Origin of the sequence: Bacillus cereus group sp. MG20 (genome assembly GCF_040459885.1) — a bacterium.
GTDB lineage: Bacteria > Bacillota > Bacilli > Bacillales > Bacillaceae_G > Bacillus_A > Bacillus_A cereus.
In genome coordinates, this window is the sequence record NZ_JARVHF010000001.1 from 1955302 (window position 1) to 1969589 (window position 14288).

Consider the following 14288-nt stretch of genomic DNA (forward strand, 5'->3'; position numbering starts at 1 on the left):
TTATTCCCCCGTTTTCTTACGTACAAACAAACTATATTCTATTGGATGATAAAAACTTAATTTACTAGCTAATTTTCGCGAAGGAATATTGTCTACATAACAATCCCAGCTCGGTATAATGTCATTTTGCATGCAATGTTCAATGAACCTTGTTGCAACAGCTTGAGCTAATCCTTTCCCTTGATGTGCTTCATGTGTTGCAATATCTATTTCAGCAAAACCATTCCCGCTAAATATTGAGACACATTCAGCTACAATTATCCCATCTTGTTCTATACAAAATCCAAAACCACTGTTCAAAAACGTTTCTTTTGATCCCCAATACTCTTTGTAGTACTCCTCTTTAAATTCACTGCTGCGCTCTATATCTCTTCTATCAATACGCTTCACTTCATATGTATTTTTGTTAAAATCTCGTTGACTCTCTTCAAAGGTTACGCTTTGAAATTTCATTCGCGGGATGTTCCGAAGTACATTACTAAAACGCTCTTCTATCATCATTTCCCACTCTTCACTCGAAGTGAACAGTGTAAATCTCTTCTCTGTTTTTTCAATAGCCGTTTTTAAATATGAAAATAACTCTTCGTTATAATTTTGATCATCCATATCACCAAATAAATAATAGATACCATTAGCTGTAATAATTAATCCTGCTGTTAATTGCCCGTTTATAAAAACCTCACCATCTATCATTTGATCACATACTGCATAAGCAAACGTCGTCGTTCTTGTATTACCTTCTAAAACCGGAAGAACTTTTCTATAATCGGCTACAGATAATTTTTTCATAATTGCTCCACTTTAATCGTATCAGCCTCTATATGTTCAAAACAAAGATTTACCGTTCTCTTTACTGCTCTCATTCTATGAATCGTACATGCTGGAATTAAAATAGAATCATTTGGCTTTAAAACCGCTGTTTCTCCATCTTCAAAATCAATAAGTAATTCTCCCTCTAGCACAATAAATAATTCATCCGAATTAGAATGATAGTGCCAATCATATTCACCAGTAAATACAGCGATTCGTAAACAATGACTGTTTATATTTGAAACGACGAAGTTTTTATGTTGATCTTGAATGTCTTTTGTTAATTCTATTAAGTTCACAGTTTCCATATTTCATCCCATCCTTTCGTTAGTCGTTCTTCTGAAAAATTAACTTAATCTCCACCATCACTTGAGCTACTACAATCACTACTACTGTAGTGACCGAATCCACTTGATGAGCTTGAAGTGTATGAAGATCTTTTGCTTCTTTTTCTATCTTTTTTACTTTCATGACTAGGCCATACTGTAGCAAAGAGTATAACGAATAAGGCTAATTCTATTACAACAAGTATAAATTCTAGAATGCTCTCAATAATATTGGGAGTTATCCCAAAACTGTAAAACACTCCAAATGAATACATACACAAAATTACATACAGAGCCATACAAATATACCGGAATGTTTTTTCTATCATAATGACTACTTTTTGTGAAAAAGGTATGTTCTGTTCCTGTTTTTTCTTTATGTACTTTTGTCTTTTAGCTTGCTTTTGCTTCCTTTTTTTACTCCCCATTGAATCCCCTCTTTTATTATATAATTCTAAATTATCATAATAAAAATCGATTTACACCAATAAATAACAATTATTCACATGTTATTTCCCCATATAAAAAAGACCCTCCTTATGAAAAGGAAGGTCTCAAATGTATTTCTATTATGATAAAGCAGGAGCTTTTTCAAGTAACTCTTTCGCATCAGCGTATTGTAAGCCGTGAGCTTCTGCAACTGCTTCGAATGTTACATATCCATCTAATGTGTTAATACCTTTTAATAATGCAGAGTTGCCTAGGCAAGCATCTTTATAGCCTTTGTTAGCAATTTGTACTGCATATGGTACTGTTACGTTTGTTAATGCAAGAGTTGACGTACGTGGAACCGCACCTGGCATATTAGCAACTGCATAATGAACAACGCCATGTTTTTCGTAAGTTGGGTTGTCATGAGTTGTAATACGATCAGTTGTTTCGAAAATACCACCTTGGTCAATCGCAATATCTACAACGACAGAACCTGGTTCCATTGATTGAATCATTTCTTCAGTTACAAGTTTTGGCGCTTTTGCACCTGGAATTAATACTGCTCCAATAACAAGGTCAGATTCTTTAACAGCTTCTGCAATGTTGTATGGATTAGACATTAATGTTTTTACTTGGTTACCGAAAATATCATCTAATTGACGAAGACGTTCTGCACTTAAGTCAATGATTGTTACATCTGCACCTAAACCTACTGCAATCTTAGCTGCATTTGTACCAGCTTGACCACCGCCGATGATTGTTACTTTGCCGCGTTTTACCCCTGGAACGCCTGCAAGTAAAATACCTTTACCGCCTTTGTTTTTCTCAAGGAATTGTGCACCGATTTGTGCAGACATACGACCAGCTACTTCACTCATAGGTGCAAGTAATGGTAAAGAACGATTGTCTAATTGTACTGTTTCGTATGCAATTGATGCAACTTTGTTATCGATTAATGCTTTCGTTAATTCTGGTTCTGGAGCTAAGTGTAAGTATGTGAATAAAATTAAACCTTCACGGAAATAGCCGTATTCACTTGCTACTGGCTCTTTTACCTTCATAACCATATCTTGATTCCATGCTTCTTCAGCAGTTTCTACAAGTTTCGCACCAGCTTGTACGTATTCTTCATCCGTAAAACCAGATCCTAAACCTGCTCCTTTTTGAACAAAAACTTCATGACCATTTTGTACTAAATGTACTGCTCCCGCTGGCGTCATTGCCACACGGTTTTCATTGTTTTTAATTTCTGTTGGAATACCGATACGCATGATTAGTTCCCCCTTGAGTTATGAAATGACCCCTGAATCATTTTTTAAAGCGCTTTCTACGCTCTTATATTTTAACATAATATCTCAATATTTGACAAAAAATAATACAAGTTTTCCGATAGATTTAATTTTATATTAAAAGACAGTATTATCCGCACCTCTCAGCACAATGGATAAACTGTCCAATTATTTGAAACTTCATCTTATTTTATTCTATCGATGTCTATGAATAACATCCACTGCACCAGTCACTTCAATAATTGTACCGGTAATCATATCGGAATCTTCCTCACATAAAAACGAAATGGTTCTTGCAATATCTTCACCTGTTCCAGATCTACCAATCGGTGTGTTATGCTCTTTTAGCTGACGTGCTTCTTGAATAGTCGCCTCTTTCATATCGCCAATAATATCACCAGGACATACCATGTTCGCAGTAATACCATACTCCGCTTCTTCATAAGCAACTGTTTTCGTTAATGAAACAAGTCCTACTTTCGCCGCTGCAAAAGCTGAACGATAAATCCATCCCGGTGCACTATCCGCCCCTTGAAATCCGTAATTAATAATACGGCCAAAGTTCTGTTTTCTCATGACCGGAACGACAAGTTTTAATAAATGAAATACCGCTGTTAAATTTCCCTGAATCATTTCATTCCATTCATCTTCTTCATAATCAACTAACTTTTTTCGTTCAAATACATATGGACCAGCATTATTAATTAAAAAGTCAATTTTGCCAAAACGGCTCATCGCTTCTTCTACTATTTTATGTAAATCTTCCTTCTTCGTGACATCTGCTTGCACGAATTGTAGACGCTCTTCCACATCTTTATATGTTTCTTTCATCGTTTCCATAGCGGTGATATCGCTATGGTACGTTACTGTTACTGAATAGCCTTTAGCCAATAACTTTTCTGTTACTTGCTTTCCTAAACCTTTCGTACCGGCTGTAATGAGCGCATGTCTCACAAAACTGCCCCCTTTTAAATTGCTATACTTCATATGTAACAAGTTCTCGCTCCAATTACAACTAAAATGAATTGAAACAGAGTTTTCAAAATTCTGTAACGTTTCTGGCAAGCACGTTACCAAAATTTGTTTTATAATTAAGTTGTAAACAGTTATAAAACAGATTGGGAGGAATTTACTATGAATAATACATATACAAATATTTTAATCGCGGTGGATGGTTCTAAAGAAGCAGAAAAAGCCTTTAAAAAAGCAATTCAAGTCGCAAAGCGCAACAATGCAACATTAACAATCGCTCATATCGTTGATGTAAAAGCGTACTCAGCAGTAGAGGCTTATAGCCGTGCAATTGCTGAACGTGCAAATCTATTTGCAGAAGACTTATTAGAAGACTACAAAAAAACTGCGCTTGAAGCTGGTCTTGAAAAAATTGAAACTGTATTAGAATTTGGTAATCCTAAATCTAAAATTTCAAAAGAAATCGCTCCAAACCATAAAGTAGATTTAATTATGTGTGGTGCGACTGGTTTAAATGCTGTTGAACGCTTCCTAATCGGTAGCGTCTCTGAACATATTATTCGCTATGCGAAATGCGATGTCCTTGTTGTTCGTGGTGATGAGGAGCAAGGTGATCTTTAATTTACAGATAAAACACCAAGTCCACATAGGCTTGGTGTTTTTCATTTTATCAACTTCACTATAAACACAAGACATGCTACGACAACAACGGTAATTGCCAATACATAAGGCGGCAGAAACTTCAAAGACCATAATGCCATCATGATTGTCGCAACTGTTAAATACGTTTGCTTTGCATCTTCTGTCATTTTTTTACGAAGTAAGAAGACGTACAAATAGCCAATTGGCGGCGTAATGAAACAAAGAACATCTATGATTTTTGATTTTAAATACCATTTTTGTTCTCCAAGTTTCTTTATATCCCCTTCTATTCTCTTATGCTCTTGTTCTCTCGCTTCTTCTACAAGTGGGTCTTCCTCTTCTCCTCGCTTTTCTTTCATATAAGGAAGAAAGTGCATAAAAAAATAGTATGCGAATACGAACGCTCCAAATCCAATATTTAATCTTTCTAATGGAATATGCTCACTAAAAAAAGCAGCAGTAAGCACTAAAGACAAACAGTACGTCATCATCCAAAATGAACGTTTTCTCTTTTTCCGTTCCATTTCTTTTTTACCTTGTATATCTTTTCTTTTCGAAAGCCATATAGAAATAAAGCAATCTACTACAAATAGAGAAAAGATAAATATCGCAACATGTACTGTTTCTACATTTCCAAATGAAAATACGTTTGGGAATGCAACATGCAATACAATTAGCGTGTACAAAATTAGCCCTATAAAATAAATACGTCTCATTTTTCATCCCTTTCTTATTTCCTAACATTACGTTAACATACATTTTTTAGAAATAGACGGACAAAATATATATGTGTAAAAAAGGAGGATGCTATATGGATGATTCTGAACGCATTATTTTAGACGTGAACGGAAAAGAAATTGAAATGCTAGATACGATTCGCACTCATTTTAAAGAGAAACATGGCGTTGAACTAAGTAATGGTGCATTGCTTCGTGATTTGATGGATATTGAGTATATTCGAATTACGGAAGATCGACATAAGTATGATTAAAAGAAAAACGACTGCAGGCGAATGCCATCAGTCGTTTTCTTTCTTTATTTAAGCTCTTGATGCTTCCCGCCCATACCACCTGGCTCATTGCTATCTTGGTGTACAGTTAGTTTATTTGTTTTCGCATCTTTTAAAACTCTATATGTATATGATTCATTTGGTTCATCTTTAAACTGCACATTCATTCCATACGAATCCATTTTGCTATAAAAGGCCGGTTTTATATATAAAATATCACTTTCTTTATATCCTTTCTCTTGCAAATGCCACATCGTTGCGATAATCGCTTCCTCTTGCTTCTCTTTTTCACCAACAGACAAATATTTGTCCAAGAGAAATACTTTAGCATTTGCAAGTAAGCTGATTAATAGTACGACTATAAATATTATTTTTTTCATAGATTCCCCTGACCTTTAATTGTAATCTTTGACTATATCATAACTTTAATGCCGATAAAAAGAAAGTACGCTAGACTTTAACAGACTAGCGTACTTTCCAACTCAATTCCTAATAACTTCTTTCGTTAACCCCTTCGCCTTCTCCAAAGCGTTTTTGATTTGTTCAAACCCTGTCCCACCAGCACTATTACGACGCTTTACAGCCGCATATGGTGAAAGAACTTCATACAAATCTTCTTCAAATAAAGAGCTCATTTCTTGATATGTTTCAAGCGGGACATCTAATAAATAAATTCCTTTTTGTGTGCAATGTAGCACTAACTTCCCAACAATTTCATGAGCTTGGCGGAATGGTAGTCCTTTGTTTGCTAAGTAGTCGGCAATTTCTGTTGCGTTGGAGAAATCTTGCGTCACAGCTTGCCCCATTTTTTCTTTGTTTACAGTCATCGTTTCAAGCATGCCCGCCATAATATGAAGACATCCTTCTACTGTTTTGACTGTATCAAACATTCCTTCTTTATCTTCTTGTAAGTCTTTATTGTAAGCGAGTGGTAATCCTTTCATTACTGTAAGTAAACTGAATAAATTACCGTATACTCTGCCTGTTTTACCACGGATTAGTTCCGCCATATCCGGATTTTTCTTTTGCGGCATAATGCTGCTTCCTGTCGCGTATTGATCGCTCATTTCAATAAATTGAAACTCTTGGCTACTCCATAAAATAAGTTCTTCACAAAAGCGTGATAAGTGCATCATAAGCATAGATGAGTTACTTAAAAACTCCAGTATGAAATCACGATCACTTACTGCATCTAAACTATTTTCATAGATTCCATTAAACCTAAGAAGTTCCGCACTATATTCTCGGTCGATCGGGAATGTCGTCCCAGCTAGCGCTCCTGCTCCTAATGGGGAGATATTAATACGCTTTAATGAATCTTCATAACGATTCACATCACGCTCTAACATCCAAAAGTAAGCAAGAATATGATGAGCAAATGAAATCGGCTGGGCACGCTGTAAATGCGTATAGCCAGGCATAATTGTCTCAATGTTATTTTCTGCTTGATGTACAAGAACAGTTTGCAATTGTTTTGTAGCTTTTATAATATGTTCTACCTTTTCTTTTAAATACAAATGCATATCTGTCGCCACTTGATCGTTACGACTTCGGCCTGTATGAAGTTTCCCTCCTACTTCACCGATTTTTTCAATTAACATCTTTTCAATATTTAAATGAATATCTTCAGCTTCAACCGAAAAATGCAATTTATTTTGTTTCGCTTCTTCTAATAAATATTGAAGACCTATCTTTATTTTCTCTGCCTCTTCTTTCGTAACGATGCCTTGCTTTGCTAGCATCGTGACGTGCGCAATACTTCCTTTTATATCTTGATTTACTAATTGTTGATCGAAGGAGATGGATGCTCCGAACTCTTCAACCCATGCTTCCGCTTCTTCTGTAAAACGTCCGCCCCAAAGTTTGCTCACGCTTCCACCTTCTTTTGATTCACTTGGCTGTATACTTTCGTCGGTAAACCGAATAATGAAATGAATCCAACTGCTGCATCATGATTAAATTCATCTTGAGCAGTATATGTTGCTAATTTTTCATCGTATAAAGAGTATTCAGATTTACGTCCTTCTACAATCGCATGACCTTTAAATAATTTCACACGCACTGTACCTGTTACATTCTTTTGCGTTTCTTGTAAAAATGCATGAAGCGCTTGTTTTAAAGGCGAGAACCATAAACCATTATAAATAAGTTCTGTTATTTTCTGTTCAATCACTGGTTTAAAATGTGCTACTTCTTTTACGTGTGTTAAATCTTCCAACTCTTTATGCGCAGTGATTAACGTCATTGCTGCTGGGCATTCGTATACTTCACGAGATTTAATACCGACAAGACGATTTTCTACGTGATCAATACGTCCAACGCCGTGTTTTCCAGCAAGCGCATTTAACGTTTTAATTAATTCTGCAAGTGAATATGCAGTGCCATTTAAAGTAGTCGGTACTCCTGCTTCAAATCCGATTTCTACAAACTCTGGTTTATTCGGTGTATCTTCTAATGCCAATGTCATCTCATATGCATCTTCTGGCGGCGCTGCCCATGGATCTTCTAAAATTCCACATTCGTTGCTGCGTCCCCATAAGTTTTGATCGATTGAAAACGGGCTATCTAAATTAATCGGAATTGGTACATCGTTTTCTTTTGCATATGCAATTTCTTCTTCACGTGACCATTTCCATTCACGTACAGGCGCAATCACTTCTAAGTAAGGATTTAATGCTTGGATAGAAACTTCAAAACGAACTTGGTCATTTCCTTTCCCTGTACATCCGTGTGCAACTGCAGTTGCACCTTCTTGTTCTGCGATTTCTACTAATTTCTTCGCAATAAGCGGACGAGATAATGCAGAGACAAGAGGGTATTTCCCTTCGTATAATGTGTGTGCTTGCATCGCCATCAATGCATATTCATTCGCAAATTCTTCTTGGACATCCACCATATATGATTTAATTGCACCTACTGAAAGTGCCTTTTCTTTCACAAACCCTAAGTCTTTTCCTTCCCCTAAGTCTAAACAAAGCGCGATAATATCATAATTCTTCTCTTGTAACCATTTAATTGCAACGGAAGTATCAAGACCTCCGGAATATGCTAATACAACTTTTTTCTTCTCCATTTTGCATCCCCCTAAAGAATAAATATTCATTTTCTTTTATAATAATTCAAACTTTACCACCTTTCACAAAATGTATCAAGAGTCATTTTTAAATTTTTTCAAACAATTTCGTCGAACTTCTTTCTGTTTTTCTGTACAATATAAGCAGGAAAACGGGGGTGAACTTATGGAAAAGTATTTCTTATACGACGAACATCTAGGAATTGAAATTCCGCATTTACAAGAAGACTGGGAAGAAATCCCCGAAAAAATGCAACATGCTATTTTACTAAAATGGGAACAAGTTCGCGGGAAAATTCCTGATCGTATAAAAGAACTTGAGCACTATATTAATACAAAACAACATTATTTAAATAACGAAGAAGACTTCGAAGTTTCCTGTAAACTAAATTCAGAAATTGCCGATCTTGCTTCCATCATTAATGACCTTTGGCTTTGGTATCGACTCACTCAAAATGTATCTGAGGGAAAAGCACACCAATGAAAAAAGCATGCCCCTCAATTACTTTGGGTCATGCTTTTTTGTCGTAACAAGATTTACAATATATTTCTTGTGCTGTTTTCGCCAAACATACATCGAATGGACCAACTAATATACTTCTTTCTTTCGGCAACTTTACAAAAGCAACAAGCTCTTCTTCATATTGAATTTTTTTCTGACATGAAACGCATATTAATTCTTTTCTTTTGAACATATCTTTTAACATATCTTCACTCTCCCCTTCATCTATCTATATTAATATAACCTCATAATAGTTAAGACTTGTAAAAAAATGACACATTCCGAATCGAATGATTCATATACTATGTACAAAAGGAGGTCTAAAGCTTATGCGTGCTTTCGTTATTATCGCTTTAACTTTTTTAAGTGTGATTAGTTGGGATGCGTTTTTTAAAGATAAAAGTGATGAAAAGAATACAACTGAATAAAACCCTTTTTTTCTTACTTATTGGACAAACCGTTACAAACTGTCCAATCCTCCGAAATAACTTAGGCTTTTCTACAAAAATATTTAAACATAACATTTTTTGTAGATTCCCTCCGTTTATTGTCGGTTTCCATCCGCATACATTTTTTAAAAGTATGATATAATAGTATAAATCTTGAAGGAAGGGATTTTGATATCATGATCGCTCGAAGGAGCATGTGGCATCGTATTGACGAATCATACACGTAGCGTATTTTTCAGCTCAGATACTTTAGTCTAGCGAAAAAAATACGAGAGTGGGGAAATTATGATTGCCCGAAGGATAATTTGGCAAAAAAAAGACTCTTCTTACACATAGCGTTTTGTTTAGGACTTAATTGTTACTAACTAAACAAAACAAAGAAGAGCAGGATTGCTAAATGACGAATCCTACTCCACGTTTTGTTTAGTCGTTTTAAGACTTAAACTAAAACGAAGGTAGGGAGAATTGATGGACGAGAGGATTATTCGTTATTTCTTCAGCGACATATAGCGTAGTTAGTTTTTTCGTAAACTAACTGAAAGCTACATGTGAGCTCGTAGTTAGTTTACAACACAAAAAGGACTACTAACTACGGAAAGAAGGAATAACGATGAGGAACATCCAAAGTCGGCAAATTATTAAAGAAATTTTTATGGTTTTAATCGGTTCATTTATTTTAGCAGCAGCGCTATATCACATTCACTTCCAAAACCACTTAACAGAAGGTGGCTTTGTAGGAATTGCACTATTCATTCAAAACTTTTATGATATTTCACCATCTATTTCAACTGTATTAATGGATATCCCAATTATTTTACTGTGTGCTTCATTTTTAGGTAGAAAAATGGTTGGCTACTCATTCTTAGGTTCAATTTCATTCGGAGTATTTTATTCCTTTATGGAAAATTATTCTCCATTTACGGTAGATTTATCAAATAACTTATTTATAGCTGCAGTAGTTGGCGGTGCGTTAGCTGGTATTGGACTCGGTTTTATATTGCGATTTGGCGGTGCAACCGGTGGAGACGATATTTTAACAATTGTATTAAGTAAACGAACTCGTTTTACAATTGGGCAAATTTTCTTCGTCTTTGACGCGATTGTTCTTGCGCTTTCATTATATTATTTAAATTGGACAGAAATTGCTTTTACTATTCTTTCGATTGCCGTACAGGCAAAAACATTGGATTTAATTTATTATCCAAAAACAGAAAAAACAGCAGAAAAACAGCCAGTATCTGTTCCAATGTCCAAAAAACATGCAACAAATTAAAAAAGCGAAAGGCTTCGGCCTCTCGCTTTTTTTTATGCTCTTTTTTCTTTCTCGACTATATGGCGCACTTGATAAAATCTATTTGCAAATTCAGTAACGTTTCTTGTTAAACGATAATTCACTGTAGATCCAATTGCCATTCCAATTACCGGAATACCTTGGAATAATTTACGACGAAGAGCATAAATCGAAAATGTCTTCAAAATTTGTTTTAACACAACTTCAGTAGAAGCTGTTTGTAACACTGCTTCGTCTCCTTCATAAAAGAACGAATCTTCTTGTTCCAGCTCTTGCAATAAATTGTACCATGCGTATTGCTGAAGTCTTCCTGGTAGTAATGAAGCGTGAAACACCTTTAACGCAAGCATCATTTCATATGGCTTGTTCACATCATGTCCAAATGATGTTGCAATAAGTTGGACCGCCTTCACATTTAACGCGATCATAACCGGAAAATCCGCCGTTAATAATAATAAACCTCCAGCACCTGTCGCCCCGCCTTGCACAAATGAATATAGACGATGACGTGCTGTTTGCTGCTCTGCTATGTATGTTAACTGATCAATAGATAATGCTTTCAAATCTTCAAGCTGTTCAATCGATTCATCAAATAATCTCGATGTTCCTAAAATCCGATTACGTGCGTCTAACTGTGCTTGTGAACTTTGAATAAATGCATGCAAATGAAAGAGCCATCCATCTGCTTTCGTGAAGAATTCTTTTCGCTTTTTCTCAGGTAATTTCGCAACTGTAGTATGTAACCATTTATCAAACACTTTTTGAAAATCGGTCGCTTCTTGCTCAACTAATTGCGCTTCCCATTCTTTTATATTGTCTAAAATGGCTTGTTCTCGCTTCGATCGCATCGTAACAACCACCTCGTTCGATTTTTTTCTATTGTAACATATTTCTGCTTATTCTTTACAAATATGCTTGTATATCTCTTTTCACATACCCTTTATGAGTGACATAAAATAATAGCAAAAAGGATGAGATACTTCACATGAATCTATCCAATCTAAAACAAAACTATAACGCAGTATTCAGCTTAGGACAAAACTGTTGGCCTGCTTGGGCATTATATCAATTAGAATTATCACCATTTTTTGGTGTTATTGATTTTATGCTAAGTCCTTCATTAACGAAAGTAAATTTATTATTACAAAATCGATTTGACCGTTTTTTAAATTTCGAAAATCTATCCTTCATATCATTTTGGGATGATGATGCCAAATTAAGATTAAGGGACAACCTTTATGAAATTGACACCTGTCATGACTTTAAAACAGATGTAAACACACCAAATTATTGGCCTTCTTATACAGAAATTAAGTTAAACTATGAACATCGAATTAATCGTTTTCTAACTACAATTGAAATGGCAGAATCCATATTGTTTATTCGAACTGGAGGAACATATGAAGAAGCATGTTCCCTAGAACAAATTTTATCTCAAATCGTTACACATACATTCTCTGTCCTATTACTAATTCCTGCCGATATACCAACTATCACCCAAGAAGATTGGGGATTACAACGTACTTGCGTTATGAAATGTCCTATTATGGATGTATACCAATACAATGAAGCATTTTGGAAAGACTTATTTGATGGAATTACAGTTAGACCACACACTTAAATACACGATACTTTTATCACACCATACATTATAATCGTCCTTATACGAAACAAATAAGGAGTGATTCTATATGTATCCACGTGCAAAAGCTTTCGGTCTTGCTGTACATCAAGATCGCCTTCTCGTACAAGAATATCATACAGAAGGCGAAACATATTATCGTCCTCTTGGCGGTTCCATTGAACTTGGTGAAAAATTAGCACATACTGTTATTCGGGAGTTTACAGAAGAGCTTCATACGGAGATAGAAATCATCAATTATTTAGGTTGTTTAGAAAATGTCTTTCATCTAGATGGGGGCATTGGTCATGAAATCATTCAACTATATTCTTTGCGTTTATTAGACACATCACTATATGAAATGAAAATATTAAATATACAAGATGAGCAAACAGTAGCGTATGCGAAATGGATTCCTATTACGGCATTCATTCAGAAAGAAAAAATATTATATCCGGATGGTGTTTTAAAATACATCCAAAAGAAAAAAGACGAAATCCTGTAGGATCTCGTCTTTCTTTTCATATATTAACCAATATCTCCAAGACGTAGTACGTCACGAGCAATCATAACTTCTTCGTCAGTTGGAATTACGATAATTTTTACTGGAGAGTGTGGGAAGCTAATGAATGCTTCTTCACCGAATACGTTATTACGTTTTACATCGAAGTATACGCCCATGTACTCAAGGCCTTCTAATACGCGCTCACGAATAATCGCACTGTTCTCACCTACACCAGCTGTAAAGATGATTGCGTCTACACCTTTCATACGAGCTGTGTAAGAACCGATGTATTTGTGGATACGGCTTACGAATACATCAAGTGCTACTTTCGCACGGTGGTCGCCTTCTTCTTCTTTCGCAATGATGTCACGTAGGTCACTAGAGTAACCAGTAAGACCTAACATACCACTCTTCTTGTTTAATACGTTAACTACTTCTTCTACTGTTTGGCCTGTTTTTTCCATGATGTATGGAATTAACGCAGGGTCAAGGTTACCAGAACGTGTACCCATTGTTACACCAGCAAGTGGAGTGAAGCCCATAGAAGTATCGATAGATTTACCGCCTTCTACTGCTGCGATACTTGCACCGTTACCTAAGTGACAAGAAAGTAAGCTTAAGCTTTCAATTGGACGACCTAATAATTCAGCCGCACGCTCAGTTACATATTTATGAGAAGTTCCGTGGAAACCGTATTTACGGATGCCGAATTTTTCATAGTACTCATATGGTAAGCTGTATAGGAATGCAGATTCTGGCATTGTTTGGTGGAATGCTGTATCGAATACTGCTACTGCTGGTACGTTTGGTAATACTTCTTGGAATGCTTTAATACCAACAACGTTTGCTGGGTTATGAAGTGGTGCTAAATCGCTTAATTCTTCGATATCAGCTAATACTTCATCAGTAATTAAAACAGAGTCAGCAAATTTTTCGCCGCCGTGAACAACACGGTGACCGATACCGCCAATCTCATCTAGAGATTTAACGATTCCGTTTTCAGTTAATTTTTTAAGAAGCATATTAACTGCTACTGCGTGATCTGGAATGTTTGTAATTTCTTTTTGTTTTTCGCCATCTACAGTAATAGTGAAGATACTATCTTCTAAACCGATACGTTCTACTAAACCTTTTGTTAATACTGTTTCACTTGGCATTTCAAATAATTGGAATTTTAAGGAAGAGCTTCCTGCGTTAATCGCGATGATTTTTGACATCTAGTCTTTCGCCCCTTTTTCTCTTGGTAGTTGTGTGGATGTTTCCACAAACCGCTCGATTTTATCTAATCAAATTTACTAAATATGAAAACGTTTCATCATTAGCAAATTTTATACTCACGATTTTAATTTAAACATCGTCCGACATAT

Annotated in this window: 18 protein-coding genes; 6 read left to right on the forward strand and 12 right to left on the reverse strand. The window is 35.6% G+C overall.

Annotated features, from left to right (window positions below; translation table 11 throughout):
- The 5 genes from QCI81_RS10015 to QCI81_RS10035 all read right to left on the reverse strand — a co-directional run bounded on the left by QCI81_RS10015 (window position 1) and on the right by QCI81_RS10035 (window position 3844).
- Window positions 1-789 carry a GNAT family N-acetyltransferase gene (locus QCI81_RS10015; protein WP_353810697.1) on the reverse strand — a complete coding sequence of 263 codons (789 nt, stop codon included), beginning with the start codon at window positions 787-789 and terminating at the stop codon, window positions 1-3.
- Window positions 786-1118: a cupin domain-containing protein gene (locus QCI81_RS10020; RefSeq protein ID WP_353810698.1), complete on the reverse strand. Its 333-nt coding sequence runs from the start codon at window positions 1116-1118 to the stop codon at window positions 786-788. Before QCI81_RS10020 ends, QCI81_RS10015 begins: the two co-directional genes overlap by 4 nt.
- Before the next feature lie 44 nt (window positions 1119-1162).
- Window positions 1163-1564, reverse strand: coding sequence for a hypothetical protein (locus QCI81_RS10025; protein ID WP_264648124.1), 402 nt, complete (start codon window positions 1562-1564; stop codon window positions 1163-1165).
- A gap of 141 nt (window positions 1565-1705) precedes the next feature.
- On the reverse strand, window positions 1706-2839 hold the full coding sequence (gene ald / locus QCI81_RS10030; protein WP_001219401.1) for an alanine dehydrogenase: 1134 nt from the start codon (window positions 2837-2839) through the stop codon (window positions 1706-1708).
- A 213-nt stretch (window positions 2840-3052) separates the two neighbouring features.
- Window positions 3053-3844 (reverse strand): SDR family oxidoreductase, encoded by a 792-nt coding sequence (locus QCI81_RS10035; RefSeq protein ID WP_095691524.1) that lies wholly within the window; start codon window positions 3842-3844, stop codon window positions 3053-3055.
- 147 nt (window positions 3845-3991) lie between these two features.
- Here QCI81_RS10035 and QCI81_RS10040 point away from each other — a divergent pair, with 147 nt between their 5' ends.
- Complete coding sequence (locus QCI81_RS10040) at window positions 3992-4450, forward strand: universal stress protein (protein ID WP_001066672.1); 459 nt, start codon at window positions 3992-3994, stop codon at window positions 4448-4450.
- 41 nt (window positions 4451-4491) lie between these two features.
- On the opposite strand, the gene QCI81_RS10045 is transcribed toward QCI81_RS10040, so the two are convergent.
- Window positions 4492-5187: a hypothetical protein gene (locus QCI81_RS10045; RefSeq protein ID WP_353810699.1), complete on the reverse strand. Its 696-nt coding sequence runs from the start codon at window positions 5185-5187 to the stop codon at window positions 4492-4494.
- A 95-nt stretch (window positions 5188-5282) separates the two neighbouring features.
- Between QCI81_RS10045 and QCI81_RS10050 the strand changes: the two genes are divergently transcribed.
- Complete coding sequence (locus tag QCI81_RS10050; RefSeq protein ID WP_000342760.1) at window positions 5283-5462, forward strand: hypothetical protein; 180 nt, start codon at window positions 5283-5285, stop codon at window positions 5460-5462.
- Between the two features lie 44 nt (window positions 5463-5506).
- Here QCI81_RS10050 and QCI81_RS10055 read toward each other — a convergent pair whose 3' ends face one another.
- From QCI81_RS10055 to QCI81_RS10065, 3 genes are all read right to left on the reverse strand, one after another.
- Window positions 5507-5860 (reverse strand): DUF3139 domain-containing protein, encoded by a 354-nt coding sequence (locus QCI81_RS10055; protein ID WP_053563558.1) that lies wholly within the window; start codon window positions 5858-5860, stop codon window positions 5507-5509.
- 102 nt (window positions 5861-5962) lie between these two features.
- Entirely contained in the window at window positions 5963-7351 is a 1389-nt protein-coding gene (argH, locus tag QCI81_RS10060; protein WP_098851848.1) for an argininosuccinate lyase, read from the reverse strand.
- Complete coding sequence (locus QCI81_RS10065; protein ID WP_071731416.1) at window positions 7348-8553, reverse strand: argininosuccinate synthase; 1206 nt, start codon at window positions 8551-8553, stop codon at window positions 7348-7350. Before QCI81_RS10065 ends, argH begins: the two co-directional genes overlap by 4 nt.
- 166 nt (window positions 8554-8719) lie before the next feature.
- On the opposite strand from QCI81_RS10065, the gene QCI81_RS10070 reads away from it, so the two are divergent.
- Entirely contained in the window at window positions 8720-9037 is a 318-nt protein-coding gene (locus tag QCI81_RS10070) for a hypothetical protein (protein WP_000417218.1), read from the forward strand.
- A gap of 28 nt (window positions 9038-9065) precedes the next feature.
- On the opposite strand, the gene QCI81_RS10075 is transcribed toward QCI81_RS10070, so the two are convergent.
- On the reverse strand, window positions 9066-9260 hold the full coding sequence (locus QCI81_RS10075; RefSeq protein ID WP_000910278.1) for a hypothetical protein: 195 nt from the start codon (window positions 9258-9260) through the stop codon (window positions 9066-9068).
- 854 nt (window positions 9261-10114) lie between these two features.
- On the opposite strand from QCI81_RS10075, the gene QCI81_RS10080 reads away from it, so the two are divergent.
- Window positions 10115-10777 carry a YitT family protein gene (locus tag QCI81_RS10080; RefSeq protein WP_001244515.1) on the forward strand — a complete coding sequence of 221 codons (663 nt, stop codon included), beginning with the start codon at window positions 10115-10117 and terminating at the stop codon, window positions 10775-10777.
- Window positions 10778-10809: 32 nt separating this feature from the next.
- On the opposite strand, the gene QCI81_RS10085 is transcribed toward QCI81_RS10080, so the two are convergent.
- The gene (locus tag QCI81_RS10085; RefSeq protein ID WP_001256853.1) at window positions 10810-11643 is read right to left on the reverse strand and encodes an EcsC family protein; all 834 of its coding nucleotides are present in this window, start codon (window positions 11641-11643) and stop codon (window positions 10810-10812) included.
- A 137-nt stretch (window positions 11644-11780) separates the two neighbouring features.
- Here QCI81_RS10085 and QCI81_RS10090 point away from each other — a divergent pair, with 137 nt between their 5' ends.
- Together QCI81_RS10090 and QCI81_RS10095 are read left to right on the forward strand one after the other, a co-directional pair.
- A complete protein-coding gene (locus tag QCI81_RS10090) occupies window positions 11781-12416 on the forward strand; it encodes a DUF1796 family putative cysteine peptidase (protein ID WP_071731415.1) in 636 nt (211 codons plus the stop codon).
- 70 nt (window positions 12417-12486) lie between these two features.
- Window positions 12487-12921, forward strand: a complete 435-nt coding sequence (locus QCI81_RS10095) for an NUDIX hydrolase (RefSeq protein WP_353810700.1) — start codon at window positions 12487-12489, stop codon at window positions 12919-12921.
- A gap of 23 nt (window positions 12922-12944) precedes the next feature.
- On the opposite strand, the gene ackA is transcribed toward QCI81_RS10095, so the two are convergent.
- Window positions 12945-14138: an acetate kinase gene (ackA, locus tag QCI81_RS10100; RefSeq protein WP_053563553.1), complete on the reverse strand. Its 1194-nt coding sequence runs from the start codon at window positions 14136-14138 to the stop codon at window positions 12945-12947.
- Between the last annotated feature and the right edge of the window lie 150 nt (window positions 14139-14288).

What these genes read in the sequence shown, in the direction of transcription:
- ackA (WP_053563553.1), bottom strand. Translation starts at nt 14,138, where the DNA reads ATGTCAAAAATCATCGCGATTAACGCAGGAAGCTCTTCCTTAAAATTC.
- QCI81_RS10020 (WP_353810698.1), bottom strand. Translation starts at nt 1,118, where the DNA reads ATGGAAACTGTGAACTTAATAGAATTAACAAAAGACATTCAAGATCAA.
- QCI81_RS10080 (WP_001244515.1), top strand. Translation starts at nt 10,115, where the DNA reads ATGAGGAACATCCAAAGTCGGCAAATTATTAAAGAAATTTTTATGGTT.
- ald (WP_001219401.1), bottom strand. Translation starts at nt 2,839, where the DNA reads ATGCGTATCGGTATTCCAACAGAAATTAAAAACAATGAAAACCGTGTG.
- QCI81_RS10065 (WP_071731416.1), bottom strand. Translation starts at nt 8,553, where the DNA reads ATGGAGAAGAAAAAAGTTGTATTAGCATATTCCGGAGGTCTTGATACT.
- QCI81_RS10035 (WP_095691524.1), bottom strand. Translation starts at nt 3,844, where the DNA reads ATGAAGTATAGCAATTTAAAAGGGGGCAGTTTTGTGAGACATGCGCTC.
- QCI81_RS10085 (WP_001256853.1), bottom strand. Translation starts at nt 11,643, where the DNA reads ATGCGATCGAAGCGAGAACAAGCCATTTTAGACAATATAAAAGAATGG.
- QCI81_RS10070 (WP_000417218.1), top strand. Translation starts at nt 8,720, where the DNA reads ATGGAAAAGTATTTCTTATACGACGAACATCTAGGAATTGAAATTCCG.
- QCI81_RS10015 (WP_353810697.1), bottom strand. Translation starts at nt 789, where the DNA reads ATGAAAAAATTATCTGTAGCCGATTATAGAAAAGTTCTTCCGGTTTTA.
- QCI81_RS10045 (WP_353810699.1), bottom strand. Translation starts at nt 5,187, where the DNA reads ATGAGACGTATTTATTTTATAGGGCTAATTTTGTACACGCTAATTGTA.
- QCI81_RS10025 (WP_264648124.1), bottom strand. Translation starts at nt 1,564, where the DNA reads ATGGGGAGTAAAAAAAGGAAGCAAAAGCAAGCTAAAAGACAAAAGTAC.
- QCI81_RS10090 (WP_071731415.1), top strand. Translation starts at nt 11,781, where the DNA reads ATGAATCTATCCAATCTAAAACAAAACTATAACGCAGTATTCAGCTTA.
- QCI81_RS10040 (WP_001066672.1), top strand. Translation starts at nt 3,992, where the DNA reads ATGAATAATACATATACAAATATTTTAATCGCGGTGGATGGTTCTAAA.
- QCI81_RS10050 (WP_000342760.1), top strand. Translation starts at nt 5,283, where the DNA reads ATGGATGATTCTGAACGCATTATTTTAGACGTGAACGGAAAAGAAATT.
- QCI81_RS10075 (WP_000910278.1), bottom strand. Translation starts at nt 9,260, where the DNA reads ATGTTAAAAGATATGTTCAAAAGAAAAGAATTAATATGCGTTTCATGT.
- QCI81_RS10095 (WP_353810700.1), top strand. Translation starts at nt 12,487, where the DNA reads ATGTATCCACGTGCAAAAGCTTTCGGTCTTGCTGTACATCAAGATCGC.
- QCI81_RS10055 (WP_053563558.1), bottom strand. Translation starts at nt 5,860, where the DNA reads ATGAAAAAAATAATATTTATAGTCGTACTATTAATCAGCTTACTTGCA.